Annotated in this window: 22 protein-coding genes; 18 read left to right on the top strand and 4 right to left on the bottom strand. The window is 67.7% G+C overall.

Features of this window, described 5'->3' with window-relative positions:
* Positions 1-51: 51 nt before the first annotated feature.
* Both JYG37_RS19335 and JYG37_RS19330 read right to left on the bottom strand, forming a co-directional pair.
* Positions 52-438 carry an ElaB/YgaM/YqjD family protein gene (locus JYG37_RS19335; RefSeq protein WP_011548207.1) on the bottom strand — a complete coding sequence of 129 codons (387 nt, stop codon included), beginning with the start codon at positions 436-438 and terminating at the stop codon, positions 52-54.
* A 285-nt stretch (positions 439-723) separates the two neighbouring features.
* Positions 724-2,595 carry an ExeM/NucH family extracellular endonuclease gene (locus tag JYG37_RS19330; protein ID WP_213345731.1) on the bottom strand — a complete coding sequence of 624 codons (1,872 nt, stop codon included), beginning with the start codon at positions 2,593-2,595 and terminating at the stop codon, positions 724-726.
* A 206-nt stretch (positions 2,596-2,801) separates the two neighbouring features.
* Here JYG37_RS19330 and JYG37_RS19325 point away from each other — a divergent pair, with 206 nt between their 5' ends.
* The 6 genes from JYG37_RS19325 to JYG37_RS19300 all read left to right on the top strand — a co-directional run bounded on the left by JYG37_RS19325 (position 2,802) and on the right by JYG37_RS19300 (position 7,595).
* Positions 2,802-3,155, top strand: coding sequence for a YciI family protein (locus JYG37_RS19325; protein ID WP_124593267.1), 354 nt, complete (start codon positions 2,802-2,804; stop codon positions 3,153-3,155).
* Positions 3,156-3,280: 125 nt separating this feature from the next.
* A complete protein-coding gene (locus tag JYG37_RS19320; protein ID WP_011548204.1) occupies positions 3,281-3,700 on the top strand; it encodes a YciI family protein in 420 nt (139 codons plus the stop codon).
* 26 nt (positions 3,701-3,726) lie between these two features.
* Entirely contained in the window at positions 3,727-4,143 is a 417-nt protein-coding gene (locus JYG37_RS19315) for a VOC family protein (RefSeq protein WP_213345730.1), read from the top strand.
* Positions 4,140-5,408 (top strand): RNA polymerase sigma factor, encoded by a 1,269-nt coding sequence (locus JYG37_RS19310; protein ID WP_213345729.1) that lies wholly within the window; start codon positions 4,140-4,142, stop codon positions 5,406-5,408. Before JYG37_RS19315 ends, JYG37_RS19310 begins: the two co-directional genes overlap by 4 nt.
* A 304-nt stretch (positions 5,409-5,712) precedes the next feature.
* Entirely contained in the window at positions 5,713-6,135 is a 423-nt protein-coding gene (locus tag JYG37_RS19305) for a rubrerythrin family protein (RefSeq protein WP_006479492.1), read from the top strand.
* 122 nt (positions 6,136-6,257) lie between these two features.
* On the top strand, positions 6,258-7,595 hold the full coding sequence (locus tag JYG37_RS19300; RefSeq protein ID WP_089489720.1) for a heterodisulfide reductase-related iron-sulfur binding cluster: 1,338 nt from the start codon (positions 6,258-6,260) through the stop codon (positions 7,593-7,595).
* Positions 7,596-7,609: 14 nt separating this feature from the next.
* On the opposite strand, the gene JYG37_RS19295 is transcribed toward JYG37_RS19300, so the two are convergent.
* Positions 7,610-8,692 (bottom strand): RNA-guided endonuclease InsQ/TnpB family protein, encoded by a 1,083-nt coding sequence (locus JYG37_RS19295; RefSeq protein WP_213345728.1) that lies wholly within the window; start codon positions 8,690-8,692, stop codon positions 7,610-7,612.
* Between the two features lie 89 nt (positions 8,693-8,781).
* Here JYG37_RS19295 and JYG37_RS19290 point away from each other — a divergent pair, with 89 nt between their 5' ends.
* Positions 8,782-9,363, top strand: a complete 582-nt coding sequence (locus tag JYG37_RS19290; RefSeq protein WP_050017950.1) for a DUF3501 family protein — start codon at positions 8,782-8,784, stop codon at positions 9,361-9,363.
* 726 nt (positions 9,364-10,089) lie between these two features.
* A complete protein-coding gene (locus JYG37_RS19285; protein WP_213345727.1) occupies positions 10,090-11,031 on the top strand; it encodes a DUF6566 family protein in 942 nt (313 codons plus the stop codon).
* A 117-nt stretch (positions 11,032-11,148) separates the two neighbouring features.
* On the opposite strand, the gene JYG37_RS19280 is transcribed toward JYG37_RS19285, so the two are convergent.
* Positions 11,149-12,690, bottom strand: a complete 1,542-nt coding sequence (locus JYG37_RS19280) for a mannose-1-phosphate guanylyltransferase/mannose-6-phosphate isomerase (protein WP_124553952.1) — start codon at positions 12,688-12,690, stop codon at positions 11,149-11,151.
* Between the two features lie 431 nt (positions 12,691-13,121).
* On the opposite strand from JYG37_RS19280, the gene JYG37_RS19275 reads away from it, so the two are divergent.
* The 10 genes from JYG37_RS19275 (at position 13,122) to JYG37_RS19230 (ending at position 25,939) form a co-directional block, all read left to right on the top strand.
* Positions 13,122-14,495, top strand: coding sequence for an undecaprenyl-phosphate glucose phosphotransferase (locus tag JYG37_RS19275; protein WP_050017977.1), 1,374 nt, complete (start codon positions 13,122-13,124; stop codon positions 14,493-14,495).
* A gap of 74 nt (positions 14,496-14,569) precedes the next feature.
* Positions 14,570-15,982, top strand: a complete 1,413-nt coding sequence (locus JYG37_RS19270; protein ID WP_050017953.1) for a UDP-glucose dehydrogenase family protein — start codon at positions 14,570-14,572, stop codon at positions 15,980-15,982.
* Between the two features lie 30 nt (positions 15,983-16,012).
* Positions 16,013-16,456, top strand: coding sequence for a low molecular weight protein-tyrosine-phosphatase (locus JYG37_RS19265; protein ID WP_006482944.1), 444 nt, complete (start codon positions 16,013-16,015; stop codon positions 16,454-16,456).
* A complete protein-coding gene (locus JYG37_RS19260) occupies positions 16,450-17,628 on the top strand; it encodes a polysaccharide biosynthesis/export family protein (RefSeq protein WP_050017954.1) in 1,179 nt (392 codons plus the stop codon). The genes JYG37_RS19265 and JYG37_RS19260 overlap by 7 nt, the downstream gene beginning before the upstream one ends.
* A gap of 50 nt (positions 17,629-17,678) precedes the next feature.
* A complete protein-coding gene (locus JYG37_RS19255) occupies positions 17,679-19,904 on the top strand; it encodes a polysaccharide biosynthesis tyrosine autokinase (protein ID WP_050017955.1) in 2,226 nt (741 codons plus the stop codon).
* A gap of 62 nt (positions 19,905-19,966) precedes the next feature.
* Positions 19,967-20,926, top strand: a complete 960-nt coding sequence (locus tag JYG37_RS19250) for a glycosyltransferase family 2 protein (protein ID WP_089489122.1) — start codon at positions 19,967-19,969, stop codon at positions 20,924-20,926.
* 43 nt (positions 20,927-20,969) lie between these two features.
* Entirely contained in the window at positions 20,970-22,115 is a 1,146-nt protein-coding gene (locus JYG37_RS19245) for a glycosyltransferase family 4 protein (protein ID WP_050017957.1), read from the top strand.
* Positions 22,116-22,125: 10 nt separating this feature from the next.
* A complete protein-coding gene (locus JYG37_RS19240; RefSeq protein ID WP_050017958.1) occupies positions 22,126-23,592 on the top strand; it encodes an O-antigen ligase family protein in 1,467 nt (488 codons plus the stop codon).
* The gene (locus tag JYG37_RS19235; protein WP_050017959.1) at positions 23,589-24,773 is read left to right on the top strand and encodes a glycosyltransferase family 4 protein; all 1,185 of its coding nucleotides are present in this window, start codon (positions 23,589-23,591) and stop codon (positions 24,771-24,773) included. The genes JYG37_RS19240 and JYG37_RS19235 overlap by 4 nt, the downstream gene beginning before the upstream one ends.
* Positions 24,773-25,939, top strand: coding sequence for a glycosyltransferase family 4 protein (locus JYG37_RS19230; RefSeq protein WP_050017960.1), 1,167 nt, complete (start codon positions 24,773-24,775; stop codon positions 25,937-25,939). Before JYG37_RS19235 ends, JYG37_RS19230 begins: the two co-directional genes overlap by 1 nt.
* Positions 25,940-25,968 lie beyond the last annotated feature (29 nt).

Raw genomic sequence — 25,968 nt, 5'->3', positions numbered from 1 at the left:
CGTTGTCTGATGGGTGACGGGCGAGGCGGGCGGCGGTACACACCGCCCCGTTCAACGGCGGGAAAGGAGCAGGCCCGCAACGAACGCAAGGCCCGCGACGACGCCGGCGGTTTGCCACGGGTTCTCGTGCACGACTTGCGACACGCGTTCGGCCGAATCGCGCAGCCGGGCGGCCGCGCTGCCCGACGCATAGTCGAGCGCGCCGCGTGCTTCATCGAGGCGGGATTGCACGCGCTTGCGCAGCGCGGCGATATCGCCATCGCCATCGTTTTTCAGCAGATCTTCCAGTTCGTCGACTAGCCCGCGCAGATCGTCGGTCACGTCGGCATGCAGATCGCGGGCAGCCGCGCGCGTCGTGCGGCCCACGCGTCGGCCGGTGCGACGGATATCGGACAGCCCGCGGTCCAGCTTGTGTTCGATCGAGTCGGTAAGCGCCATGGTGTTTATCCTCCTTTGATTCCAGGCAATTTGAAGATAAGACGAATCGCTGCAACTTATGTGATTCACTTGATCCGATTGAGTTTCGAGACAAATTTTCAATTCGTCGGCAGGATCGCCGGGAAACCCCGTCGCGCGGGGCGGCGCTGCGGTTGAAAAAATTTCGCGCGTCGGGGCGATACAGCGTGTCGAGCAGCGGATCGCAGTGAAGGTGCGGTAAATATGGCGCCGCCACCGGCATCAGGTAAATAGTGCCGTTGCAGGTTGAGCGCTGATGCAAATGCACTACTCGACGCCCGGTCGAGGCGCACGATTCGTGCCTGATGCCGGCTGCGGGCCGGTATCGTTCAGTGCGACGTCGATGACGACGGGATCGTGGTCCGACGAGCGGTAGGCGTCCGGTGCGTAATAAGCCGACCGTCGCGTGCGCGTTTTGTAATCGGGCACGGATTGCAGCGCGACCGGTTCGTCCGCATTGATGTGCCAGAACCGCACGGCCTTCACGCGCGCGGCGAGCGGCGGCGTGGCGAGCGCGTGGTCGAGATTGCCGGCTTCGCCGCGAAATACGTAGCTGTACGCAGCATCGCCGACGAAGTGCGCAACCAGGTTCGCGTAGCCGCGCGCTTCGAGCGTGCGGACCGGGTCTTCCTTTGCATAACTGTTCAGATCGCCGATCAGCAGCACGCCGTCGGCCGCGACGCCCGTCGGCGACGTGGCGAGCCAGTCGGCGACGCGTGCGGCCGCCCGCGTGCGCGCCGCGTTCCAGCAGCCCTGGCCGTCCGACTGGTCGAGATCGGCGCCGCTCGCGTGCGGGCAGTTCTTCGACTTCAGGTGATTGACCGCGACCGTGAACGCACGCGTGCCGCCGATGCGCCGGAACGTCTGCGCGAGCGGCGGGCGGTGTCGGCCGCCGAGCGAGACGGTGGCGGCGCGCCCGACCGGCTCGATCGTGCGGCTGTCGTACAGCAGCGCGACCGCGATCGCGTCGCGGCCCAGGCGCGCGGTGCCGGGATCGACCGCGCGCCAGCCGTCGCCGAGTTGCGCGGCGAGCCGACGGATGGCGCTCGCGTCGCCGTGGCCGTTGTTCGCGATTTCCATCAGCCCGATCACGTCGGCGCGCGGCGCGCGCAACGCCGCGACGATCTTCGCTTCCTGCCGCGCGAACGCGGCGGGCGTTTTCGCGCCGCGGTTGGCCGGCGCGTCGAATCCGCCGCCACGGCCGTCGCCGTTGAAATAGTTGAAGACGTTGAACGACACGATGCGCACGTCGGCATCGGGATGCCGGGCCGGCGCCGCGGTGCGCGGGTTCGCGGCGGCATTGAATACGGGCGCCGCGCCGGCCACCGGTTGCAGCCGCCATGTACCGTAGCGCAACTCGAGCACGCCTTCGACGCCGCGTACCGTGTAGCCCGCGCGCAGCGTGTTGGCGGCATTCAGCGCGGGCGGCGGATAGCGGACGGTCGCCGGGTCGCGGCGGTTCGAACCGTCGTCGAGCACGAGGCGATTCAATGCGTTGGCCGCTGCCTGCGCGGCAGCGTCGGCCGGCGGCGCGACCTGGGTCGGCACGCGCAGCCGGCCGTTGCTCAGCACGATGCTGCCGTAGCGGCCGAGTTCGTAGGCATCGCTGACCGTCAGCGTTTGCGGCAGGCGTACGCGCATGGCTTCGTGCGCGGCGAGGACGGCGGGCGACGCAACCGGCAGCGCGAGCGCGGCCGGCGTGACCGTCTGCCCGCGTGCGCAGACGGCCACGCGGCCCGACAGCGTGAGCTGCGTCCGGCCGTATTTCTCGTCGACCTTGCCGGTCAGACGCACGAGATCGCCGGGTTCTGCGCGCGCATTCGGTGCGTAGACGAACAGGCCTTCCGGAACGCCCGGCCGGTGTTGCCGTTGCGCGTCGGCCTGCTGGACGAAGAAGCCGCCGAGGCCGTCGGCGCCGCCGAACGCCGCGGTGACGACCGCTTCGATCGACGTCGTTTGCCCGGCGAGCCGCGACGGACCGCCGGTGCGGCGGATCTCGGCGATCGCCGTGGCGGGGCCGCCGCAACCGCTGCCGACCGGCAGCGCGGCGGGGGGCGACCGCGCGCAGAAGGCCACGGACAGCACGGCGGACAACACGAGGAACAGCGCGACGGCAAGCAGGGGGAGCGGGCGTGACATGGGACGGTCCACAGGATGAAAATCCGACAGTTCGGGACCGCATCTTGAAGGCAAAATGTCAGGCTGCGGCCGAAATGGCCGTTCGGCCATTGCCGGTTGGCCAACGATGCGGCAAGCCGCCCCGCGGCTGTTACGCTTTCGCACCGGGCGTCGTGTGCCGCTCGTCCGCTGCATGTCGCCGCACCCCGTTCCCACAGGAGAAATCCATGTCTTACATGCTGTTGATTGTCGAACCGACCGAGCAGCGCGCCGAGCGCACGCTCGACGAAGGCCAGGCGCTCTATGCGCGGATGGTCGATTTCGCCGAGTCGCTGAAGGCGCGCGGCGTGCTGCGCGGCGTCGAGTCGCTGGAACGGTCCGAGCGCGGCACGCGCGTGCAGGTGCGCGACGGCGAGACGCGTCTGCTCGACGGGCCGTTCGCGGAGGCGAAGGAGATGGTCGGCGGCTTCTTCCTCGTCGACGTCGACACGCGCGAGGAAGCGATCGACATCGCGCGCCAGTGCCCGGCCGCGCAATGGTGCACGGTCGAGGTGCGCGCGGTCGGCCCGTGCTTTCTGTGAGCGTCGCGACTCGGTATTTACCCTGATTTGTCGTGGCGCGTGTCGATCCGGCCGTCTTCCGCCCGTCGTCCGGGTAAGGCGCCACGGAACGGGCGCCGCTTTCCACCGACGACAAGGAGTGAACGATGCGATTCATGATCATGATCCGGGCGAATGCCGTCAGCGAGTCCGACGCGTTGCCGGACAACCGGCTGGTCGAGGCGATGACGGTCTATCACGAGGAACTGGCGAAGGCCGGCGTGCTGCTCGACGCCAACGGCCTGAGGCCGAGCGCCCACGGCTGGCGCGTGCGCTACACGGGCGGCAAGGGCACGGTGATCGACGGCCCGTTCGCCGAAACGAAGGAACTGATCGCCGGCTACACGCTGATCCAGGTGCGCTCGCGCGACGAGGCGCTCGAATGGACGCGCCGGTTCCCCGCGCCGTTCGGCGCCGAGCTCGATTGCGAGATCGAGGTGCGGCCGCTGTTCGAGCTCGACGACCTGACGCCGAGCGACGCGGTCGAGCGGTTCCGCGATCTCCACGTCGGCCGCAGCCACGCCTGAATCCAATCTCACCGGGAGCACCCGTCATGCACAAGATGGTTTTCATCAACCTGCCGGTAGCCGATCTGCCGCGCGCGAAGACGTTCTACCAGGCGCTCGGCTTCGAGGTCGTGCCGGCCTATACCAACGAGCAGGCCGCCTGCATCAAGATCAGCGATGCGATCTTCGCGATGCTGCTCGTGCGGCCGTTTTTCCAGACCTTCACCGACAAGACCATCATCGATCCGGCGACGCACATCCAGGTGCTGTCGTGCCTGTCGTGCGATAGCCGCGCCGAAGTCGACACGCTCGTCGCGAAGGCGCTGGTGGCCGGCGGGGCCGCGCCGCAGGCGCCGCGCGAGTACCCGAACATGTACGGCCACGGGTTCACCGATCCGGACGGCCACACGTGGGAACTGATGGCCATGCCGCTGGAGGCGTCCGGCCAGGGGCAGGCGTCGTGACGCATGAGGCGACGCATCGTGCGATCGAAGCGGTCTGGCGAATCGAGGCGCCGAAGATCATCGCGCGCGCCGCGCGCGTGGTGCGCGACGTCGGCGTGGCCGAGGAACTGGCGCAGGACACGCTCGTCGCGGCGCTCGAGCACTGGCCCGTCGACGGCGTGCCCGACAACCCGGCCGCCTGGCTGATGACGGCCGTGAAGCGTCGCGCGCTCGACCGGGTCCGGCAGGAGTCGCTTCATTCGGCCAAGCGCGACCAGCTTGGCCACGAGATGGACGCGCTCGAAGCGCACGTCGTCCCCGACATCGCCGATGCGCTCGCCGACGCGCGCGACGACGACATCGGCGACGATCTGCTGCGGCTGATCTTCACGTCGTGCCACCCGGTGCTGTCGACCGACGCGCGCGTCGCGCTGACGCTGCGGCTGCTCGGCGGGCTGACGACGGGCGAGATCGCGCGCGCATTCCTGACGCCGGAGCCGACGATCGCGCAGCGGATCGTGCGCGCGAAGCGCACGCTCGCGGCCGCGCACGTGCCGTTCGAGGTGCCGGCCGCCGATGCGCGGCCCGCGCGGCTCGCGTCGGTGCTCGAAGTGATCTATCTCGTGTTCAACGAAGGCCATGCGGCGACGGCGGGCGACGACTGGATGCGCCCGGCGCTGTGCGACGAGGCGTTGCGGCTCGGCCGCGTGCTGGCCGGCCTCGCGCCGGACGAAAGCGAAGTGCTCGGGCTCGTCGCGCTGATGGAGTTGCAGGCGTCGCGCATGCATGCCCGCGTCGACGCGCAGGGCCGGCCCGTGCTGCTGCTCGACCAGGACCGCAGCCGCTGGGATCCGTTGCTGATCCGGCGCGGCCTCGCGGCGCTGGAGCGGGCGACGAAGCTCGGCGGCGTGCGCGGGCCGTATGCGCTGCAGGCCGCGCTTGCCGCGTGCCACGCGCGGGCGCGGCACGCGGCGGACACGGATTGGGCGCAGATCGTCGCGCTGTATGACGCGCTCGCCGAAGTCGCGCCGTCGCCGGTCGTCGAGCTGAATCGCGCGGTCGCGGTGGGGATGGCGTTCGGGCCGGCCGCCGCGCTCGAACTCGTCGACGGGCTGCGCGACGATCCGGCGCTCGCGCGCTATCACTGGCTGCCGAGCGTGCGCGGCGATCTGCTCGCGAAGCTCGGCCGCGCTGACGAGGCGAAGCTGGAATTCCGCCGCGCGGCGGAACTGACGCGCAACGAGCGTGAGCGCGAATTGCTGCTGAAGCGCGCGATGGATGCGTGACGCGTGACGAGCGCGGCGGCGCCGCGCACCGCACACTACCCGCCGTCCCGTCCCGTCCCGTCCCGTCCCGTCCCGTCCCGTCCCGTCCCGTCCGCTCCCGCGCACCGCATGGCGCCCGTCTTCCCGCCATCCGCCGCACACCGCCCCCCGACACTATCGCGCGCATTGAAAAAGCCTATTGGGGGATGCGAACGCGAGCGCCTAGATTGAAGAGCACGACGCGCGCCCGGCGCACGCATCGTTCCCCACATATCTGATCGGCCCGGCGTCGCACGCGGCCGCGCCGACTCGAACGGAGGCGCAAATGGCTCAACTCAAGGGCAGCAAGACCGAAGAGAACCTGAAGGCCGCATTCGCGGGCGAATCGCAGGCGAATCGGCGCTATCTGTATTTCGCGTCGAAGGCCGACGTCGAGGGGCAGAACGACGTCGCCGCGCTGTTCCGCTCGACCGCCGAAGGCGAAACCGGCCATGCGCACGGCCATCTCGAATACCTGGAAACCGTCGGTGATCCGGCCACGGGCCTGCCGTTCGGTTCGTCGCGGCTGAATCTCGAATCGGCGATCGCCGGCGAAACGCACGAATACACCGACATGTATCCGGGCATGGCGAAAACCGCGCGCGACGAGGGTTTCGACGAAATCGCGAACTGGTTCGAGACGCTCGCGAAGGCCGAACGCAGCCACGCGAACCGCTACACGAAGGCGCTGGACAGTCTCGTCGACTGACGGGCCGCCGCGGGCCGCCCGGCATCGCCGTGCGACCGGCACGCGGCCGGCTGTTCGTTCATCGCCGCCCGCATCGTGCGGGCGGTGCGCTTGCGCACATGCGCGCCATGCGGGAGCGCCCCATGCCCCACAAGGAAGGCAGTCTCGAAGCGCCGACCCGGCATCCGCTCGACTGGCAGTCCGAAGCGTTCTACGACCAGGCCGAGATCGAGGCGGAAATGACCCGCGTATTCGACATCTGCGCCGGCTGCCGGCGCTGCGTGTCGCTGTGCGGCGCGTTTCCGGCGCTGTTCGACCTGGTCGACGACACGCCGATGGGCGACGTCGAGGACGTGCCGAAGGAAGCATTCGGCAAGGTCGTCGACCAGTGCTATCTGTGCGACCTCTGCTACATGACGAAATGCCCGTACGTGCCGCCGCATGCATGGAACGTCGACTTCCCGCACCTGATGTTGCGCGGCAAGGCCGCGCGTTACAAGCGCGGCGAAGCGACGCTGCGCGACAAGGTGCTGTCGAATACCGATGCGCTCGGCCATTTCGCCGGCATTCCGGTCGTCACGCAGACGATCAACGCGGTGAACCGCACGCCGCCCGCGCGCCACGCGCTCGAAGCGGCGCTCGGCGTCGATCGCCATGCGTGGCTGCCGGAGTTCGCGCCGCGCACGTTCCGGCGCGCAGCCGAGCGCTCGGCGAACCCGCCCGTGCGCGACGGCGAACGCACGCCCGGCAAGGTCGCGATCTACGCGACGTGCTACGTGAATTTCAACGAGCCGGGGATCGGCCACGACCTGCTCGCGATCCTCGCGCACAACGAGATCCCGTACGAACTCGTCACGCGCGAAGCGTGCTGCGGGATGCCGCTGCTGGAGCAAGGCAACCTCGCCGGCGTCGCCGCGAAGCAGGCGGTGAACATCCCGGTGCTCGAACGCTACGCACGTGAAGGCTATGCGCTGATCGGCGCGATCCCGAGCTGCGTGCTGATGTACAAGAGCGAGCTGCCGCTGATGTTTCCCGCCGACCCGGCCGTGCGCGCGGTGGCCGACGCGTTCTGGGACCCGTTCGAATACGTGATCGCGCGCCATCGCGACGGGCTGCTGAAGACCGATTTCAAGACCGGCCTCGGCAGTGTGTCGTATCACGTGCCGTGCCATGCGCGCGTGCAGAACATCGGCCGCAAGACGGCCGATGCGCTGTCGCTCGTGCCCGATACGCGCGTGACCGTCGTCGAGCGTTGCTCGGGCCACGCGGGCACGTTCGGCGTGAAGAAGGAATTTCATGCGGACGCGATGCGGATCGGCACGCCGGTGTTCAAGGCGATGGCCGAGCCGCGGCCGGACGTCGTGTCGTCCGACTGCGCGCTCGCCGGCCATCACATCGTGCAGGGCATCGACGAGAACGGGCTGCCGCCGGCGCCGCTCGCGCATCCGCTGACGCTGCTGCGGCGCGCGTACGGCATCTGAGCGGCGGCCGGCCATCACGAGGACACCCTTGACGTCCTCCTCTCCCTAAAGGGAAGGATTCCCACACCTGGCGATGCACGTCCGCATCGGAGAATGTTCAACGCAGCGTTGGTATCTCGATCATGCTCGGCACCACAGTCACTGCAGGCCCACTCTCTTATTCGCAGTCCCGCGATACCTTTCGGCCGCGTCGTGCTGTCTTTCGATCCGCACGCCGAACAGGACTGGGTCGAACCGCTTTCGTCGACTTCCTCGAACGTGGCCCCGTGCGCCATCGCTTTGTAACGGAGCTTGTTTCGGAAGGACGACCAGGACGCGTCGTAGACGCTTTTCGCCATCCTGGTCCTGGCGAGTTTGGTTGCCGACACGTTGCCGACCGCGATGTAATCGAAACGCCGCACCAGATCGAGCGCGAGCTTATGCTGGAAGTCGGCACGCGCATTCGCGACCTTGGCGTGCAGCTTCGCGATATGTCGCTTGTGCTTTCGTGCTCGCTGCGCTTTCGCCAGCTTTTCCGCCGCGCGTCGACCGAACTGGTCATTGGGCAGTTTCTCGCCGGTCGAAAGTGTGGCGAAGTCTTTCAGGCCGAGATCGATGCCGACACCAGAACGGATCGGACGAGCCTGAACATCCGGCATCTCGATCACGATGTTGAGAAACCAGTTGCCGCGCGCATCCTGTGCAAAGTTGGTCCCATCCTTGATCTTGCCTTCGGGAAGCGGTCGACTGTTAAACACCCGAAAAGTATTGCCGGCAAAGCGAAACGCGTCCCCCTCGCGCTTCAGGTCACGCCCCTTCAGCGGCACCCAACCCAGCGATTTCCTGCCGCGATAGCGCAGGTAGGGGCGTCGGTGCTGACTGCGCGACTTCGCGTATTGCTCGCACATCGCGTTGACCGTGCCGGAGTGAATGCCGAGTTCCTTGCTGCTGCCGGTCGTCAGCACGTTCAGGTCGAATCCTGTCGGCCACTTCTTGCCCCACTTGAGCGCGTGCTTCTGCGTGTCGGTGCAGAAGTTCCAGACGTAGTTCACCGCACGGCTCTGCTTGTTGAGCAGTCCGTTGAGCGATTTCACCCGGTAGCGGTAGACAAGGATCATGCCGGTGATCCTAACCCGTGGAAGAAGCTGCCTGTCAACAGCACGCCTTTCCTCCCCGTCCTGAAGGACGGGGTTTCTCGGAGCAACTGATGACGCTGACCCGCGACTCCCTGCTGACGCTCGAAGCGTACGCGAAGATCCGCAAGGCCGAACACGCGCGACTCGTCGCGTACAAGCGCCGCCGCGCGGTGGCGCTCGGCAACCACCTGCGTTTTCTGTTCGAGGACGAGACGACGATCCGTTATCAGATCCACGAGATGCTGCATATCGAGAAGATCTTCGACGAAGCCGGCATCGAAGGGGAACTGGAAGCGTATCTGCCGCTGGTGCCCGACGGCACCAACCTGAAGGCGACGATGCAGATCGAGTACGAGCACGAGATCGAACGGCGCGCGGCGCTCGCGCGGCTGATCGGTGTCGAGGATCGCGTGTACCTGCGGGTCGACGGGCACGCGAGCGTCTACGCGATCGCCGACGAGGATCTCGAGCGCGACAACGCGGAGAAGACGTCGGCCGTGCACTTCGTCCGCTTCGAGTTCGATGCGCCGATGCGCGCGGCGCTCAAGGGCGGGGCGGCGCTGTCGATCGGCTGCGATCATCCGGCCTACACGATGCCCGCGCAGCGCATCGACGCGGACGTGACCGCGTCGCTGGCAGGCGATCTGCGCTAGCGCCGCCGTCGTCGCGAGCCGCGCAAGCCGGCTTCCCCCTTTCCGTTCGGACCCGAAACAGCCGCGTCGCAGCCCTGCGGCGCGGCCGCTTGCCGGTTGCGGCGAAAATGTAACAAGCGTGACGGATTTGCATGCGGGGACAGAGTGGGCGCGCCGCGTCAGCGTATTTTCATTCCTCGCAGCGAAACAATAAAAAGATTGTGCATCGAGATAATTTGATTCAGGTCAAATTGAATGATTTACCGATTCGTGAATAACTTGTTACGAATTTTTCCCTGATTTACCGATTCCCCGTAACCCTTCCGGAAGAGCTTGCCGGCTAGGGTCGGAGCAGGCGGAAACTGCCCGTTTCAGCGCATTCTTCAGACGCTGCGGAGCCCCGCCAGACGGGCCTTTGCAGCCATCGGCATAAAGATCCCGCAAAAAAATTCAAGCGTAAATGGATTGCTCGCCGATGGCAGGTTGTTTCAGTGCGTAACATTAAGTCATTGTCATATTGAGATAAACCCTGAGGATGGTATGCTTCGTGCACAAAAATTCCCACATTGGAGTGAGACCGCGATTTGTGCGCCATTGCCGGGAATCGCGGCACCGTGAAAGTGCGGTGTCGCCCGGTATGCACAACGCCGGATAACCATAATGTGCAACCTGGCCGCCCCGCGACGCGATGTGTCGTGACGGCGCCGCCAATCGCAGCCCCGGCCTGGCTGCGTGGAGAGATTGACTATGTTCTTCGATGAGCTTAACGATGAAGAGTGGTTTCGCCTTTCAGCGCTGATCGCCGATGAACCCATCAGGCTGAACCGTCGTGGGCGTCCACGTGCCGAACCGCGCGTCGTCGCGAACGCGGTGCTCTGGATCCTGACGACCGGCGAAGCCTGGTCCAAGCTGCCCGGCCGCTATCCGTCCGGGCCGACGTGCCGCCGTCGCTACGAGGAGTGGCTCGCGAACGGCACGCTGCTGAAGATGATCGACGTGCTGACCCAGTTCAGCGGGCGCACGTTCGCGTATATTCCGCCGCCGCCGGAGGCCGTCGTGCCGGCCCGCCGCGCGGAGCCCGCGCCCGACAACGACCGTCTGCGCGGCGTGTTCTGGCAGAACCCCGAGTCGTGGCAATTGCCAGGCGCGCAGGCAAACGTTTGGCAGGGCGAGGGTGCGTCGCTGAGCGCGATGGCGGACGACCCGATGGACGGCCGCGCCGACGTGTCGTTTACCGTGCCCGGTGCGCCGGCCGCGGAGTTGCGGCATGCGCGGGCGTCGGCCGCGAGCTGCGCCGCGGCCGAGCCGCAGGTCGACGAGTATCGCGGCTATACGATCAGCGGCATCGCGCAGCCCGTGCAGAACCTGATGTATCGCGCGTGGGCCGAGATCTCGCAGGACGACCGTCGGGTCGAACGCTCGGGCCTGATCGGCCCGCGCTTCACCGACGCCGAGGCGGCCGAGCAGTACGCGCTCGACTGGGCGCGCCAGTGGATCGATCGCCACGGTGCGAGCGACGCACCGGCGCGCGAGCCGCAGGGCGAAGTGCTGGCCGGCTTGTCGGCGCTGGCGCGCGCGGAATCGGACATCAAGCGCTTCATCGCCGAGCGTCGCGCGGGCGCGTTGTCGGAAAGCCGCAACGATCCCGTGCAGGCGGAGCGTCGCGAGTACGCGTACCGCGTGGGCTGATCGCCGTTGCCGTGTCACGCGCGGGCCGTCGTGTGCCACGACGCCCGCGCGGAAGTCCCGTGTCTCCATGTCTGCTTAGGGCGCCGCGCGAAGCGGCGCCCTGTGTTGCATGACGCGTTACTGCCGGCCGTAGGTATCGTCGAAGCGGACGATGTCGTCCTCGCCGAGATACGCCCCTGATTGCACCTCGATCAGCTCGAGCGGCATCTTGCCCGGGTTTTCCAGGCGGTGCGACACGCCGAGCGGAATGTACGTCGATTCGTTTTCGGACAGCAGGAACGTTTCGTCGCCGCGCGTGATGCGCGCGGTGCCGCGCACGACGATCCAGTGTTCGGCGCGGTGGTGGTGCATCTGCAGCGACAGTTGCGCGCCCGGCTTCACGACGATGCGTTTCACCTGGAAGCGCTCGCCCGTGTCGACCGAGTCGTAGTGGCCCCACGGACGATGCACCTTGCGGTGATCGGTCGCTTCGGTGCCTTGTCGCGCCTTGATGTGCCCGACGATCTTCTTCACGTCCTGCACGCGCGATTTATCCGCGACGAGCACGGCGTCGGGCGTTTCGACGACGACCAGGTTCTGCGTGCCAACGCACGCGACGAGCCGGCTTTCCGAATGCGCGAACGTCGAGTCGGCGCCTTCGAACAACACGTGCCCGCGGCCGACGTTCCCGGCGTCGTCCTTCGGCGAGATCTGCCAGATCGCGTCCCACGAGCCGACGTCCGACCAGCCCGCGTCGAGCGGCACGACGACGCTTTCGCACAGTTGCGGCAGGCTCGCGAGCGGTTCCATCACCGCGTAGTCGATCGAGTTCGACGGCGACGCGGCGAACGCATCGCGATCGACGCGGAAGAAATCGCCGTCTTCCTTGCCCTGTGCGACCGCCTGTTCGCAGGCCGCGTAGATCTCGGGTTCGAGCTGCCGGATCGCCTTGAGCCAGACCGACGCGCGCACGATGAAGATCCCGCTGTTCCACCAGTATTCGCCCGACGCGACGTACTGCTGCGCGAGTTCGAGATGCGGCTTCTCGACGAAACGGTCGAGGCGGCGTACGTCGAGGCCGCCCGTGCCGGCGTCGCCGAGCGGCGCGCCGACGCGGATATAGCCGTAGCCGGTTTCCGCGTGCTTCGGCACGATGCCCATCGTCGCGATCTTGCCTTGCGCCGCGCAGTGCACGCCGGCCGCGACGGCCGCGTGAAAGCGCGGCACGTCCGCGACCGCATGGTCGGCGGGCATCACGGTCATCACCGCGTCGTTGCCGCCGGCGACGAGCCGCAACGCGGCGAGCGTCAGCGCGGGCGCGGTGTCGCGGCCGAGCGGCTCGAGCATGATGGTCGCGTGCTTGGCCGTCAGGCGCAGCTGTTCGGCGGTCGTGAAGCGGTGATCCTCGCCGCACACGATCAGCACGTCGTCGTTCAGCGGGTGATCGGCGATCAGGCCGTCGAGGCGCAGTGCGGTGGACTGCAGCAGCGAATGATCGCCGAGCAGGCCGATCAGCTGTTTCGGAAAGCGCTCGCGCGACATCGGCCACAGGCGCGTGCCGGAACCGCCGGCGAGAATCACGGGCTGCACGGCGAGGCGGGTACCGACGGCGGGCGTGCCGACGGCGGGTGCGGCGGAAGAAGAATGGCGCGTTTCGGCGACCACTGCCGGAGCATTCATGATGACACTCTCCACGGTTGAAGTCAGTGCCTGTCGTTGTAGCATGAAGTAAATCGACAATAAAACCGGACCCAATGCCGGATATCCGCCGCGCCGTCATCTGGAAGAACTTTCCGCGGTAGCACCGGCCGCAAATAAAAAAATAAAAAATAATTCCCGGCGCCAGCCTGCCGCGCCCGCCCGCAAAGGGCGAGCGGAAAGCGTAAAGATTCAGAAAAAATCCCCGATCGAGCCCGATTCGGGAAATCCTGCCGATTTAATTAAAAAAGATCGCGGCAAGAATTTCCGATTATTTTTCGAAATACTTGTGCGCTTGAGGATGAATTTTCTTGTCGCTTCAATAGCGTCATGCAACGTTTGAATCGAATGTGCGGCACGGGTCGCGCAAGGCGCTGTTCGGCAAACGCCTGTTCAAAGAAGAGGAAACAGACATGTTGAGCGTGCTGGCGAGAGTCATCGATATCGCGATGGTCGTGACGGGCGCGCTGATCGCGGCCGCGTTGCACGACGGCAGCATCGGGCTCAGCGACCTGCAGCGCACGACGGTGCTGTTCGACTGCCTGCTGGTCGTCGTGTTCTTTCCGGCCATCGGCATCTACCAGTCGTGGCGCGGCAAGCGTCTCGTCGGGCTGGTGGTGCGCGTGGCGTTCGCGTGGCTCGCGGTCGAGCTCGCGGGCATCCTGATGAGTTTCAGTTTTCACCAGTCGGGCGACCTGTCGCGGCTGTGGCTCGGCTACTGGGCGCTCGTGACGATGGCGCTGCTCGCCGGCTCGAAGACCTGCGTGCACGTCGTGCTGCGGCAGTTGCGCCGCGGCGGCTACAACCTGAAGGCGGTCGCGATCGTCGGCGGCACGCCGGCGGCGCGGCGGCTGATCGCGCAGATGCGGGCGCGGCCGGAAGCCGGCTTCAACCCGGTGTGCGTGTACGACGAAAGCGAGGCGCCGGGCGAAGTCGCGCTCGACGACGTGCGCATCGAGCGGCAGTTCGAATCGCTGGTGTGGCTGGTGCGCAGCCGCGCGATCAGCGAGCTGTGGCTCACGCTGCCGATCACGGAGGAGCGCCGGATTCACCAGATCGTGACGGTGTTCCGCCACGACTTCGTGAACATCCGCTTCATCCCGGACGTGCGCACGCTGTCGTTCTTCAACCAGGAAGTGGTCGAGGTGCTCGGCGTGCCGGCGATCAACCTCGCGGCGTCGCCGATCACCGACGTGCGGATCCTGCCGAAGTTCGTGTTCGACCGGCTGTTCGCGCTGGCGGCGCTCGCCGCGCTCGCGCCGGTGATGGTGCTGATCGCGGCGCTGATCAAGCTGACCTCGCGCGGGCCGGTGTTCTTTCGGCAGAAGCGCAAGGGCATCGACGGGCACGAGTTCGAGATCTACAAGTTTCGCTCGATGAAGGTGCACCAGGAAGTGGCCGGGCAGGTCACGCAGGCGACCAAGAACGACTCGCGCGTGACGCCGGTCGGCCGGTTCCTGCGGCGCACGAGCCTCGACGAGCTGCCGCAGTTCATCAACGTGCTGAAGGGCGAGATGTCGGTGGTCGGCCCGCGCCCGCATGCGCTCGCGCACGACGACATCTACAAGGATCTGGTCAAGGGCTACATGTTCCGCTACCGGATCAAGCCCGGCATCACCGGGTGGGCGCAGATCAACGGCTATCGCGGCGAGACCGACCAGATCGAGAAGATGATGGGCCGCGTGAAGCTCGACCTGTACTACATGCAGAACTGGTCGTTCTGGCTCGACATCAAGATCGTCGTGCTGACGCTGTGGAAAGGCTTCACCGGCAGCAACGCGTACTGACACCGACGCGCTGCGTCGCACAGGCATTCGGGTTTTCCGAATTTCGAATCATTGGTCAAGGGGTCCGACACATCATGAATCTGACTATCATCGGCAGCGGTTACGTAGGGCTTGTCACCGGCGCCTGTCTCGCCGACATCGGGCACGACGTGTTCTGTCTCGACGTCGACCAGGCAAAGATCGACATCCTGAACAACGGCGGCGTGCCGATCCACGAGCCGGGCCTGAAGGAAGTGATCGCGCGCAACCGCTCGGCCGGCCGCCTGCGCTTCTCGACCGACGTCGAGGCCGCGGTCGCGCACGGCGACGTGCAGTTCATCGCGGTCGGCACGCCGCCCGACGAGGACGGCTCGGCCGACCTGCAATACGTGCTCGCGGCGGCGCGCAACATCGGCCGCTACATGACCGGCTTCAAGGTGATCGTCGACAAGTCGACGGTGCCGGTCGGCACGGCCGAGCGCGTGCGCGCGGCGGTTGCCGAGGAGCTCGCGAAGCGCGGCGGCGACCAGATGTTCTCGGTCGTGTCGAATCCGGAATTCCTGAAGGAAGGCGCGGCTGTCGACGATTTCACGCGGCCGGACCGCATCGTGATCGGCTGCGACGACGACGTGCCGGGCGAGCGCGCCCGCGAGCTGATGAAGAAGCTCTACGCGCCATTCAACCGCAATCACGAGCGCACGCTGTACATGGACGTGCGCTCGGCCGAGTTCACGAAATACGCGGCGAACGCGATGCTCGCGACGCGCATCTCGTTCATGAACGAGCTGGCGAACCTCGCCGACCGCTTCGGCGCGGACATCGAGGCCGTGCGCCGCGGGATCGGCTCCGATCCGCGCATCGGCTACCACTTCCTGTACGCCGGCTGCGGCTACGGCGGCTCGTGCTTCCCGAAGGACGTCGAGGCGCTGATCCGCACGGCTGACGAGCACGGCCAGTCGCTGCAGATCCTGAAGGCCGTGTCGTCGGTCAACGCGACGCAAAAGCGCGTGCTCGCCGACAAGATCGTCGCGCGTTTCGGCGAGGACCTGAGCGGCCGCACGTTCGCGCTGTGGGGCCTGGCCTTCAAGCCGAACACCGACGACATGCGCGAGGCGCCGAGCCGCGAGCTGATCGCCGAGCTGCTGTCGCGCGGCGCGCGCGTCGCCGCGTACGACCCGGTCGCGCAGCAGGAAGCGCGCCGCGTGCTCGCGCTCGATCTCGCCGATCACCCGAGCTGGCTCGAGCGCCTGTCGTTCGTCGACGACGAGGCGCAGGCTGCGCGCGACGCCGACGCGCTCGTGATCGTCACCGAATGGAAGGCGTTCAAGAGCCCCGACTTCGTCGCGCTCGGCCGCCTGTGGAAGGCGCCCGTGATCTTCGACGGCCGCAACCTGTACGAGCCGGAGACGATGAGCGAGCAGGGCATCGAGTACCACCCGATCGGCCGGCCGGGCTCGCGCCAGGCCGTCGCCGCGCGCGTGCCGGGCGCCGCGCGCGCGAGCGCGTAACCCGTTTTTCGTCACTCGTTACGAGACGCCATGTTCCGGAACATCCTGATCGTCTGCCACGCGAACGTCTGCCGCAGCCCGGCGGCGGAAATGCTGTTCAAGTCGCACGCCGCGTCGCGCGGCGGCCCGCGTCCGACGTTTCATTCGGCCGGCGTCCACGCGAACGACGGCGACGGCATCGATCCGGTGATGCGGCAACTGCTGGCCGAGCGGGGCGTCGATGCGACGACCCATCGCTCGCGGCGGCTGTCGCGCCGGATCGTGCGCGACGCCGACCTGATTCTCGTCAGCGAGCGCCGACAGATCGCGGCCGTCGAAGCGGTCGATCCGTTCGCACGCGGCAAGGTCCACCTGCTCGGCAAGTGGGAAGGGGCCGAGATCGCGGACCCGCACGGCGGCCCCGAGGCCGACTACCGCGAGAGCTACTCACTGATCGAACGTCTGGTTCAAGGATGGCTACAGAAACTATGCTGAAACGCCCGATGCGCCCGGTGGCGCTTGCCGTCGCGCTGACGACTTTCCTGTCAGCCTGTGCAACCGCGCCCGGCAACTACCTCGACTCGTCGAACCTGAAGGACGAAGGCCGGCAGGAAGCGGCCGAAACCTATCCGGTTCATTACATCGACGCCAAAGTGGTGATGGACCAGCTGCAGAAAGCACAGGTCGATCATCCGCTGCCGCCCGGGCGCTATACCGATCCGTCGCAGTACACGTATCGCGTCGGCCCGCAGGACATCCTCGGCGTCACCGTGTGGGACCACCCGGAGCTGACGACGCCGCAGGGCCAGTCGTTCTCGAGCGGCGGCAACACGACGCAATCGGTCGCGGGCGCGTTGCAGCAGCCGTATACGACCGCGCTGCCGGGCCAGGCCGATCCGTACGGCCAGACGGTTGCCGCCGACGGCACGATCTTCTTCCCGTTCGTCGGCCGCATTCGCGTGGCGGGCAAGACGGTCGCGCAGATCCGCGACGAGATGGCGTCCAGCCTGTCGCGCTACGTGAAGAATCCGCAGCTCGACGTGCGCGTGCTGTCGTTCCGCAGCCAGAAGGTGCAGGTGACGGGCGAGGTGAAGCAGCCGGGCCCGCTCGCGGTGAGCGACGTGCCGCTCACGCTCGTCGACGCGATCTCGCGCTCCGGCGGCTCGACCGCCGAAGCCGACCTGCAGCGCGTGCGCCTGACGCGCGACGGCAAGCTGTACACGCTCGACGCGAACGGCGTGCTCGATCGCGGCGAGGTGAAGCAGAACGTGATGCTGCAGCCGGGCGACATCGTCAACGTGCCGGATCGCAGCGACAGCCGCGTGTTCATCATGGGCGAGGTCAAGACGCCGGTCACGGTGCCGATGCTCAAGGGCAGGCTGACCATCGCCGACGCGCTGACCGCGGGCGGCGGGATCCTCGACACCGATGCGAACCCGCGCAAGATCTACGTGATGCGCGGCATGCGCGACAACCCGACGAAGCCCGAAGTGTTCCGCCTCGACATGACGCAGCCCGATGCGCTGATGCTGTCGAGCCGCTTCCCGCTTCAGCCGCTCGACGTCGTCTACGTCAGCACGGCCGGCTCGGTGCAGTTCAACCGTGTGCTGCAGCAGGTGCTGCCGACGATCCAGACGATCTTCTACATGCGGCAAATCACGCGCTGATAGCCCGCCGGGGCGGCGTCCGCCCCCCGGCACCACTCAAGCGGGAACGAATGGTGAACACGCAAGCGAAACACTCCTACGCGGACCTGACCGCGAAGACCGAGGAAGAGGACTTCGTTCTCGGCCAGTTGCTCCAGGTGATCATGGACGACATCTGGCTGCTGATCGGCATCGCGGTGACGGTCATCGCGCTCGCCGGCCTCTACTGCTTCATCGCGAAGCCGGTCTACCAGGCGGACGTGCACGTGCGGGTCGAGGGCAACGACAACACGTCGCAGGCGCTCACGCAGACGCAGACGGGCGCGTCGATCAACAGCGGCCCGCAGCAGGCGCCGACCGACGCGGAAATCGAGATCATCAAGAGCCGCGGCGTGGTCACGCCGGTCGTCGAGCAGTTCAAGCTGAACTTTTCGATCGCGCCGAAGACGCTGCCGGTGCTCGGCAGCCTCGCCGCGCGCCTCGCGACGCCGGGCGAGCCGTCGCGGCCGTGGCTCGGCCTGAAATCGTACGCGTGGGGCGGCGAGCTCGCCGACGTCGACTCGATCAGCGTCGTGCCGGCGCTCGAAGGCAAGAAGCTGACGCTGACGGCCGGCCCGAACGGCACCTATTCGCTGGTCGACGAGAACGGCACGCGGCTGCTGGCCGGCCGCGTCGGCGAAGCGGCGCAGGGCGGCGGCGTGACGCTGCTCGTGCAGAAGCTCGTCGCGCGCCCCGGCACGCAATTCACGGTGGTGCGCTACAACGATCTCGACGCGATCAGCGGCTTCCAGGCCGGCATCCAGGTGAGCGAGCAGGGCAAGCAGACGGGCGTCGTGCAGATTTCGCTGGAAGGCAAGGACCCGGACCAGACCGCCGCGATCGCGAACGCGCTCGCGCAGTCGTACCTGAACCAGCACGTGGTCGCGAAGCAGGCGGAAGCGACCAAGATGCTCGACTTCCTGAAGGGCGAGGAGCCGCGTCTGAAGGCCGACCTCGAACGCGCGGAAGCCGCGCTCACGCAATACCAGCGCACGTCGGGTTCGATCAACGCGAGCGACGAGGCGAAGGTCTACCTCCAGGGCAGCGTGCAATACGAACAGCAGATCGCCGCGCAGCGCCTGCAGCTCGCGTCGCTCGCGCAGCGCTTCACCGATTCGCACCCGATGGTGATCGCCGCGAAGCAGCAGCTCGCGGAGCTGCAGGGCGAGAAGGACAAGTTCAGCAACCGCTTCCGCAGCCTGCCGGCGACCGAGGTGAAGGCCGTCCAGCTGCAGCGCGACGCGAAGGTCGCCGAGGACATCTACGTGCTGCTGCTGAACCGCGTGCAGGAGCTGTCGGTGCAGAAGGCCGGCACGGGCGGCAACATCCACCTGATCGACTCGGCGCTGCGTCCGGGCGCGCCGGTCAAGCCGAAGAAGGTGCTGATCCTGTCGGCCGCCGTGTTCCTCGGGCTGATCCTCGGCACGGGCGTCGTGTTCCTGCGTCGCAACCTGTTCCAGGGCATCGAGGATCCGGACCGCATCGAGCGCACGTTCAACCTGCCGCTGTACGGGCTGGTGCCGCAAAGCGCCGAGCAGGTGAAGCTCGACGCGGCCGCGGAGAAGGGCGGCAGCCGTGCGCGGCCGATCCTCGCGAGCCTGCGTCCGAAGGACCTGAGCGTCGAAAGCATGCGCAGCCTGCGCACCGCGATGCAGTTCGCGATGATGGACGCGAAGAACCGCGTGATCGTGCTGACCGGCCCGACGCCGGGCATCGGCAAGAGCTTCCTGACGGTCAACCTCGCGGTGCTGCTCGCGCATTCGGGCAAGCGCGTGCTGCTGATCGACGCCGACATGCGCCGCGGGATGCTCGACCGCTACTTCGGCCTGACCGTGCAGCCGGGCCTGTCCGAGCTGCTGAGCGATCAGTCGCCGCTCGAGGAAGCGATCCGCGAGACGCCGGTGCAGGGCCTGTCGTTCATCGCGGCCGGCACGCGCCCGCCGAATCCGTCGGAGCTGCTGATGTCGACGCGCCTGCCGCAATACCTCGAAGGGCTCGGCAAGCGCTACGACGTCGTGCTGATCGATTCGCCGCCGGTGCTGGCGGTGACCGACGCAACCATCATCGGCCGCATGGCCGGCTCGACGTTCCTCGTGCTGCGCTCGGGCATGCATACCGAAGGCGAGATCGCCGATGCGATCAAGCGCCTGCGCACCGCGGGGGTCGACCTGGAAGGCGGGATCTTCAACGGCGTGCCGCCGAAGGCGCGCGGCTACGGCCGCGGCTATGCGGCCGTGCACGAATACCTGAGCGCTTGATCGCATTTCACGACACCGGGCCGGCGCGAGCGGCGCCTGCCCGGCCGACTGGAGAATCCTTGATGAAAATTTCCGTGCTCGTTCCGACCTATCGGCGTCCCGCCGACCTCGCGCGCTGCCTGCTGGCGCTGCAGCGGCAGCAGCGGCTGCCCGACGAGGTGATCGTCGTCGCGCGCCCGGAGGACGACGCCACGCACGAACGGCTCGCCGATCCGGCGGTCGGCGGCGCGCTGCCGCTACGCATCGTGCCGGTCGAGGTGGCCGGCCAGGTCGCCGCGCTGAACAAGGGGCTCGACTCGGTGAACGGCGACATCGTCGCGATCACCGACGACGATGCGGCGCCGCACGCGGACTGGCTCGCGCGCATCGAAGCCGCGTTCCTGTCCGACCCGCGCGTGGGCGCGGTCGGCGGGCGCGACTGGGTGCACGAGAAGGGCCGCTTGCTCGACGAATCGCGCGAGCTCGTTGGCCAGCTCACGCTGTCGGGCAAGATCATCGGCAATCATCACCTTGGCGTCGGCGGTGCGCGCGCCGTCGACATGCTCAAAGGCGCGAACATGAGCTACCGCCGCGCGGCGATCGAACGGCTGCGCTTCGACACGCGGCTGCGCGGCGCCGGCGCGCAGGTGCACAACGACATGGCGTTCAGCATGGAGGTGCAGCGCGCGGGCTGGACGCTGCTGTACGACCCGGCGATCGCGGTCGACCATTTCCCGGCCGAGCGCTTCGACGACGACCGGCGCGATGCGGCGTCGCTGAACGCGATCAGCAACGGCGCGTACAACCTGCAACTGACGCTGCGGGAGCATCTGCCGCCGGTACGGCGCGAGATCGCGTGGTGGTGGTGGACGCTGGTCGGCACACGCGTCTATCCGGGCTTTGCGCACGTGCTGCTGGCGCTGCCGACCGCGCGGCGTGCCCGCGTGCTCGCGCACTGGCGCGCGGTGCGCCGCGGCGCGCGCGATGCGCGTCGCACCGATCTTGCCCCCCATCGTGCGGCGATGCCGCCGGTGACGTCTTGAACGGCCTGCGCGCCTCGCGCGCGGCCATGCCCGGAGGGCTCGCATGACCACGAAGGCTGCAACGAACGTTCACGTCCATCTGTTCTACGGCGCCGATCCGCGTACCTACCGGAAAGGCGACGACATCGGCTGCCTGTACGGCTATCACCACGCCGAATCCGACGAATTCCGGCTGACCTATTCGCAGGACGGCCGCGAGAACCGCGTCGTGAGCCTCGCGCGCCGCGCGCTGAAGGCGGCGCTCGGCTTCGATATCGTGCATGCGTGGCGCAACCGCGCGACGTTGCTCGCGACCGACGTGATCTGGACGCATACCGAGCAGGAGCATCTGGCCGCCGCGCTGATCCTCAAGCTCGCCGGCGCGCAGGGCAAGCGCCCGCTGCTGCTCGCGCAGAGCGTGTGGCTGTTCGACAAGTGGGGCAGCTTCGGCGGCCCGCGCCGCTGGCTGTACCGCAAGCTGCTCGCGCGCGCCGACGCGCTGACCACGCTCGCCCGCGACAACGCCGACCTGTGCCGCCGCATCCTCGGGCGCGAAGCCGAGTTCGTTTATTACGGGCTGAACACGCAGGATTTCCCGCCGGTCGAGCCGCGGCAGTGGCAGCCGAACCGGCCGCTGCGGATCGCCGCGATCGGCAACGACCGCGATCGCGACTGGCGCACGTTCCTCGCCGCGTTCGGCGGCGACGAACGCTACGACGTGCGGCTCGCGACGCGCCGCCGCGTGCCGCGCGAATGGCATGCGCCGAACGTGAAGATCGGCCCGGCGTCGGGGCTCGCGAAGCAGCACGAACTGTACGCGTGGGCCGACGTGATCGTCGTGCCGCTGCGGCCGAATTTCCATGCGTCGGGCATCACCGTGATGCTCGAGGCGGCGGCCGTCGGCAAGCCGATGATCGTGTCCGACGTGGGCGGCCTGAGCGACTACTTCCCGCACGATACGGCCGCCTATGTGCCGGCGTTCGACGCGCAGGCGATGCGCCAGGCCGCCGATCGCTTCGTCGCCGATCCGGCGGCGGCGCTCGACTGCGCGCGGGCCGCCGCCGCCTGCCTGCGCGAGCGCGACCTGACCACGCAGGCGTTCGCCGAGCAGCACGTGCGGATCACGCGCGACATGCTGCGCCGGCGCCGCACGCCCGCGGCGGCCGGCGTCGCGATGCCGCTCGCCGATTCGCACCCTTCGTCGCAGTGAGCGCGGATCGATGAGTACGATTGCCGCCGAACGCGCGCCGTCGCGCACCCGCAGCTGGTTCGCCGAACCGAAGCACTGGGCCGGGCAGGCCGGGCTGTGGACGTTGACCGCCGCGCTGATCGCGATCCACCAGGGCAAGGTGCTGACGCTCGCGTTCCCGGTGCTGGCCATCGGGGTCGGCATCTGGCTGTATTTCAAGAGCCCGGCGCGCTATGTCGGCTTCATGTGGTGGGTGTGGTTCCTGAGCCCGGAAGTGCGGCGTCTGGCCGACTGGTCCAAGGGCGCGTTCACGCCGACGAGCCTGATCCAGGTCGCGCCGCTCGCGGTGACGATGATCGCCGGCCTGGGGCTCATCAGGCATTACCGCGTGCTCGCGCAGCGACGCGGGATTCCGGTGCTGCTGATCCTGTTCGGGCTCGTGTATGCATACCTGGTCGGGATCGTGTCGAGCGGCGTGATGGCCGCAACCTACGACCTCGCGAACTGGCTGTACCCGATCCTGATCGGCTTTCACATCATGGTGAACGCGCGCAACTATCCGGAGTATCGCGACGTGCTGCTGTCCACCTTCATGTGGGGCATGCTCGTGATGGGCGTGTACGGCGTCGTGCAGTACTTCGTGATGCCGCAGTGGGACGTGCTGTGGATGGTCGGCTCGCAGATGGGCTCGCAGGGTGAGCCGGTGCCGTACGGCGTGCGCGTGTTCAGCACGATGAATTCGTCCGGGCCGTTCGCGTTCGCGATGATGGGTGCGCTGGTGTTCGTGCTGGTCGCGCCGCAGAAGATCCGCTGGTTCGCGGGCGCGGCCGGTTTCGTGTCGTTCGCGCTGTGTCTCGTGCGCTCGACCTGGGGCGGCTGGGTGATCGCGCTCGCGATCCAGCTCGTGCAATCGAGCAACCGCGTGCGGATGCGGATCCTGATCAGCGGCGTCGTGCTGGTCGGGCTGTGCGTGCCGCTCTTGACCGTCGGGCCGGTGGCCGACCGGCTCGGCGCGCGCCTGCAGTCGATCACGAACCTGAAGGACGACCGCAGCTACGACGACCGCAACAAGTTCTACGCGACCTTCGCGCAGACGGCGTTCACCGACGTCGCCGGCGAAGGGATGGGCGCGACCGGCGCGTCCACGAAGCTGTCGAGCGACAGCGGCGAGCTCGGCAAGTACGGCAGCTTCGACAGCGGCGTGATGAACGTGCCGTTCGTGCTCGGCTGGCCCGGCACGCTGCTGTATCTCGCCGGCGTCGTGATGCTGTTCGGCCGCACGCTGCGCGCGGCGTTCAAGCTGCGCCAGGACAAGTTCGTCGGCGCGTGCCTGAGCCTGTGCCTGTCGACCTTCGCGATGCTCGTATTCACGAACTCGCTGATCGGCACCGGCGGCCTGCTGATGTTCACAGCCATTTTTTCGATACTTGCCGCGGCGCACTGGCAGAAGGCGCAACGCCTGCTGGCCGCCGCGCGTTCACGGGGAGGCGACCATTGAGAATCGCGATCGTCACGCACGTCGTGCGACATAACGACGGGCAGGGCCGCGTCAATTACGAAATCGCGCGCGCGGCGCTGGCCGAACACTACGAGGTCACGCTGGTCGCGTCGCATGTCGCGCCCGAGTTGCTGGCCGATCCGCGCGTGCGCTGGGTGCCGGTGAAGGTCGGCGGCTTCTGGCCGTCGAATCTCGTCAAGCAGCAGGTGTTCGCGCTGAAAAGCGCGGCGTGGCTGCGCGCGCACCGTGGCGAATACGACGTGCTGCACGTGAACGGCTTCATCTCGTGGATCAAGGCCGACGTGAATACCGCGCACTTCGTGCACGGCGGCTGGTTCAAGAGTCCGTACTATCCGTTCGGACCCACCAAGGGGCTGTGGTCGGCCTACCAGTACGTCTATACGCGTGTGAATACCGTGCTCGAGCGCTGGGCGTACAAGCGTTCGCGCGCGATCACGGCGGTGTCGCAGAAGGTGGCCGACGAGATCGCCGGGCTCGGCATCGACAGCGGCAAGATCAGCGTGATCTACAACGGCGTCGACGGCAGCGCGTTCGCGGGCGCGCAGGCCGATCGCGCGGCGTTCAAGCTGCCGGCCGACGCGTTCCTGCTGCTGTTCGTCGGCGACCTGCGCACGCCGCGCAAGAACCTCGGCACCGTGCTGAAGGCGCTGACGAAGCTGCCGGCGAACGTGCATCTGGCGGTGGCAGGCTATCTGCCCGGCAGCCCGTATCCGGAAGAAGCGCGCGCGCTCGGCATCGATTCGCGCGTGCATTTCCTCGGGCTCGTGAAGAACATGCCGACGCTGATGCGCTCGGTCGACGCGTACGTTTTTCCGTCGCGCTACGAAGCGATGAGCCTGTCGCTGCTGGAGGCGATGGCGGCCGGTCTGCCGGTCGTCACCGCGCGCACGGCGGGCGGCGCGGAAATCATCACGCGCGAATGCGGGATCGTGCTGGAGGATCCGGACGATCCGGCCGCGCTCGCGCAGGCGATCGGCGCGCTCGCGGCATCGCGCGACACCTGTCGCGCGATGGGCGACGCGGCCCGCGAACTGATGACCCGTTTCGGCTGGGCGCACATGGGCGCCCAGTACGTCGCGCTTTACCGGCGCATCGGCCAACCCACGCAGCCGTCCGCGTTCGAGCGGGTCGAGCATGCAATCACGCAGGAGCAACCGTGATGTCCCACTCTTCCCGGCCGATCAAATCGTTGCAGATCGGCATGCACTGGTTCCCCGAACGCGCGGGCGGCCTCGACCGGATGTACTACTCGCTCGTCGGCGCGCTGCCCGGCGCGGGCGTCGAGGTGCGCGGGCTCGTCGCCGGCTCGCCGAAGGTCGCCGACGACACGGGCGGCGCGATCCAGGGCTTCGGGCCCGCGTCGCAGCCGCTCGCGCGCCGGATGCTCGCCGCGCGGCGCGCGCTGCGCGACGAGATCCGCAGCGAACGGCCGGACGTGATTTCGTCGCACTTCGCGCTGTACACGTTCCCGGGCCTCGACGTGACGCGCGGGATTCCGCAGGTGTCGCACTTCCAGGGGCCGTGGGCCGACGAAAGCCAGGTCGAGGGCGCCGCGTCGCTCGGGCAGCGCGCGAAGCGCTATCTCGAACAGGCCGTCTATACGCGCTCGTCGCGGTTGATCGTGCTGTCGCAGGCGTTCGGCCAGATCCTGACGCACCGCTACGGGATCGATCCGTCGCGGGTGCGCGTGATTCCCGGCTGCGTCGATACCGCGCAGTTCGACACGCCGCTCACGCCGGCCGAGGCGCGGCACAAGCTGCAACTGCCGCAGGACCGGCCGATCGTGCTCGCCGTGCGCCGGCTCGTGCGGCGCATGGGGCTGGAGGACCTGATCGACGCGATCGGCATCGTCAAGCGCCGTCACCCGGACGTGCTGCTGCTCATCGCCGGCAAGGGCAAGATCGGCGAGGAACTGCAGCAGCGCATCGACGAAGCGGGGCTGCAGGACAACGTGAAGCTGCTCGGCTTCGTGCCCGATCATCATCTCGCGGCGCTGTACCGCGCGGCGACGGTCAGCGTCGTGCCGACGGTCGCGCTCGAGGGCTTCGGGTTGATCACCGTCGAATCGCTGGCATCCGGCACGCCGGTGCTGGTGACGCCGGTCGGCGGGCTGCCGGAGGCGGTCGCCGGGTTGTCGAACGATCTCGTGCTGCCGTCGACGGGCGCCGATGCGATCGCCGAAGGGCTCGGCGGTGCGCTGTCAGGGGCGATCACGTTGCCCGACGAGGTCGCGTGCAAGCGCTATGCGCGCGATCATTTCGACAACGCGGTGATCGCGCGACGCGTGGCTGGCGTGTACGAAGAGGCGATTCAGGCGGCAGGCTGAACGCTCGCGGCGCGCAGCGGAGCCGCAGC

It is taken from the genome of Burkholderia sp. LAS2 (genome assembly GCF_018417615.1).
GTDB lineage: Bacteria > Pseudomonadota > Gammaproteobacteria > Burkholderiales > Burkholderiaceae > Burkholderia > Burkholderia sola.
Note: the sequence above shows the minus strand (reverse complement) of the source record. Positions and strands in the feature narration are given on the sequence as shown.

Coding starts and splice junctions, on each gene's coding strand:
- JYG37_RS19285 (WP_213345727.1), top strand. CDS start 10,090: ATGTTCTTCGATGAGCTTAACGATGAAGAGTGGTTTCGCCTTTCAGCG.
- JYG37_RS19260 (WP_050017954.1), top strand. CDS start 16,450: ATGCTGAAACGCCCGATGCGCCCGGTGGCGCTTGCCGTCGCGCTGACG.
- JYG37_RS19265 (WP_006482944.1), top strand. CDS start 16,013: ATGTTCCGGAACATCCTGATCGTCTGCCACGCGAACGTCTGCCGCAGC.
- JYG37_RS19330 (WP_213345731.1), bottom strand. CDS start 2,595: ATGTCACGCCCGCTCCCCCTGCTTGCCGTCGCGCTGTTCCTCGTGTTG.
- JYG37_RS19280 (WP_124553952.1), bottom strand. CDS start 12,690: ATGAATGCTCCGGCAGTGGTCGCCGAAACGCGCCATTCTTCTTCCGCC.
- JYG37_RS19300 (WP_089489720.1), top strand. CDS start 6,258: ATGCCCCACAAGGAAGGCAGTCTCGAAGCGCCGACCCGGCATCCGCTC.
- JYG37_RS19230 (WP_050017960.1), top strand. CDS start 24,773: ATGTCCCACTCTTCCCGGCCGATCAAATCGTTGCAGATCGGCATGCAC.
- JYG37_RS19275 (WP_050017977.1), top strand. CDS start 13,122: ATGTTGAGCGTGCTGGCGAGAGTCATCGATATCGCGATGGTCGTGACG.
- JYG37_RS19335 (WP_011548207.1), bottom strand. CDS start 438: ATGGCGCTTACCGACTCGATCGAACACAAGCTGGACCGCGGGCTGTCC.
- JYG37_RS19325 (WP_124593267.1), top strand. CDS start 2,802: ATGTCTTACATGCTGTTGATTGTCGAACCGACCGAGCAGCGCGCCGAG.
- JYG37_RS19255 (WP_050017955.1), top strand. CDS start 17,679: ATGGTGAACACGCAAGCGAAACACTCCTACGCGGACCTGACCGCGAAG.
- JYG37_RS19320 (WP_011548204.1), top strand. CDS start 3,281: ATGCGATTCATGATCATGATCCGGGCGAATGCCGTCAGCGAGTCCGAC.
- JYG37_RS19315 (WP_213345730.1), top strand. CDS start 3,727: ATGCACAAGATGGTTTTCATCAACCTGCCGGTAGCCGATCTGCCGCGC.
- JYG37_RS19245 (WP_050017957.1), top strand. CDS start 20,970: ATGACCACGAAGGCTGCAACGAACGTTCACGTCCATCTGTTCTACGGC.
- JYG37_RS19290 (WP_050017950.1), top strand. CDS start 8,782: ATGACGCTGACCCGCGACTCCCTGCTGACGCTCGAAGCGTACGCGAAG.
- JYG37_RS19295 (WP_213345728.1), bottom strand. CDS start 8,692: ATGATCCTTGTCTACCGCTACCGGGTGAAATCGCTCAACGGACTGCTC.
- JYG37_RS19240 (WP_050017958.1), top strand. CDS start 22,126: ATGAGTACGATTGCCGCCGAACGCGCGCCGTCGCGCACCCGCAGCTGG.
- JYG37_RS19305 (WP_006479492.1), top strand. CDS start 5,713: ATGGCTCAACTCAAGGGCAGCAAGACCGAAGAGAACCTGAAGGCCGCA.
- JYG37_RS19270 (WP_050017953.1), top strand. CDS start 14,570: ATGAATCTGACTATCATCGGCAGCGGTTACGTAGGGCTTGTCACCGGC.
- JYG37_RS19250 (WP_089489122.1), top strand. CDS start 19,967: ATGAAAATTTCCGTGCTCGTTCCGACCTATCGGCGTCCCGCCGACCTC.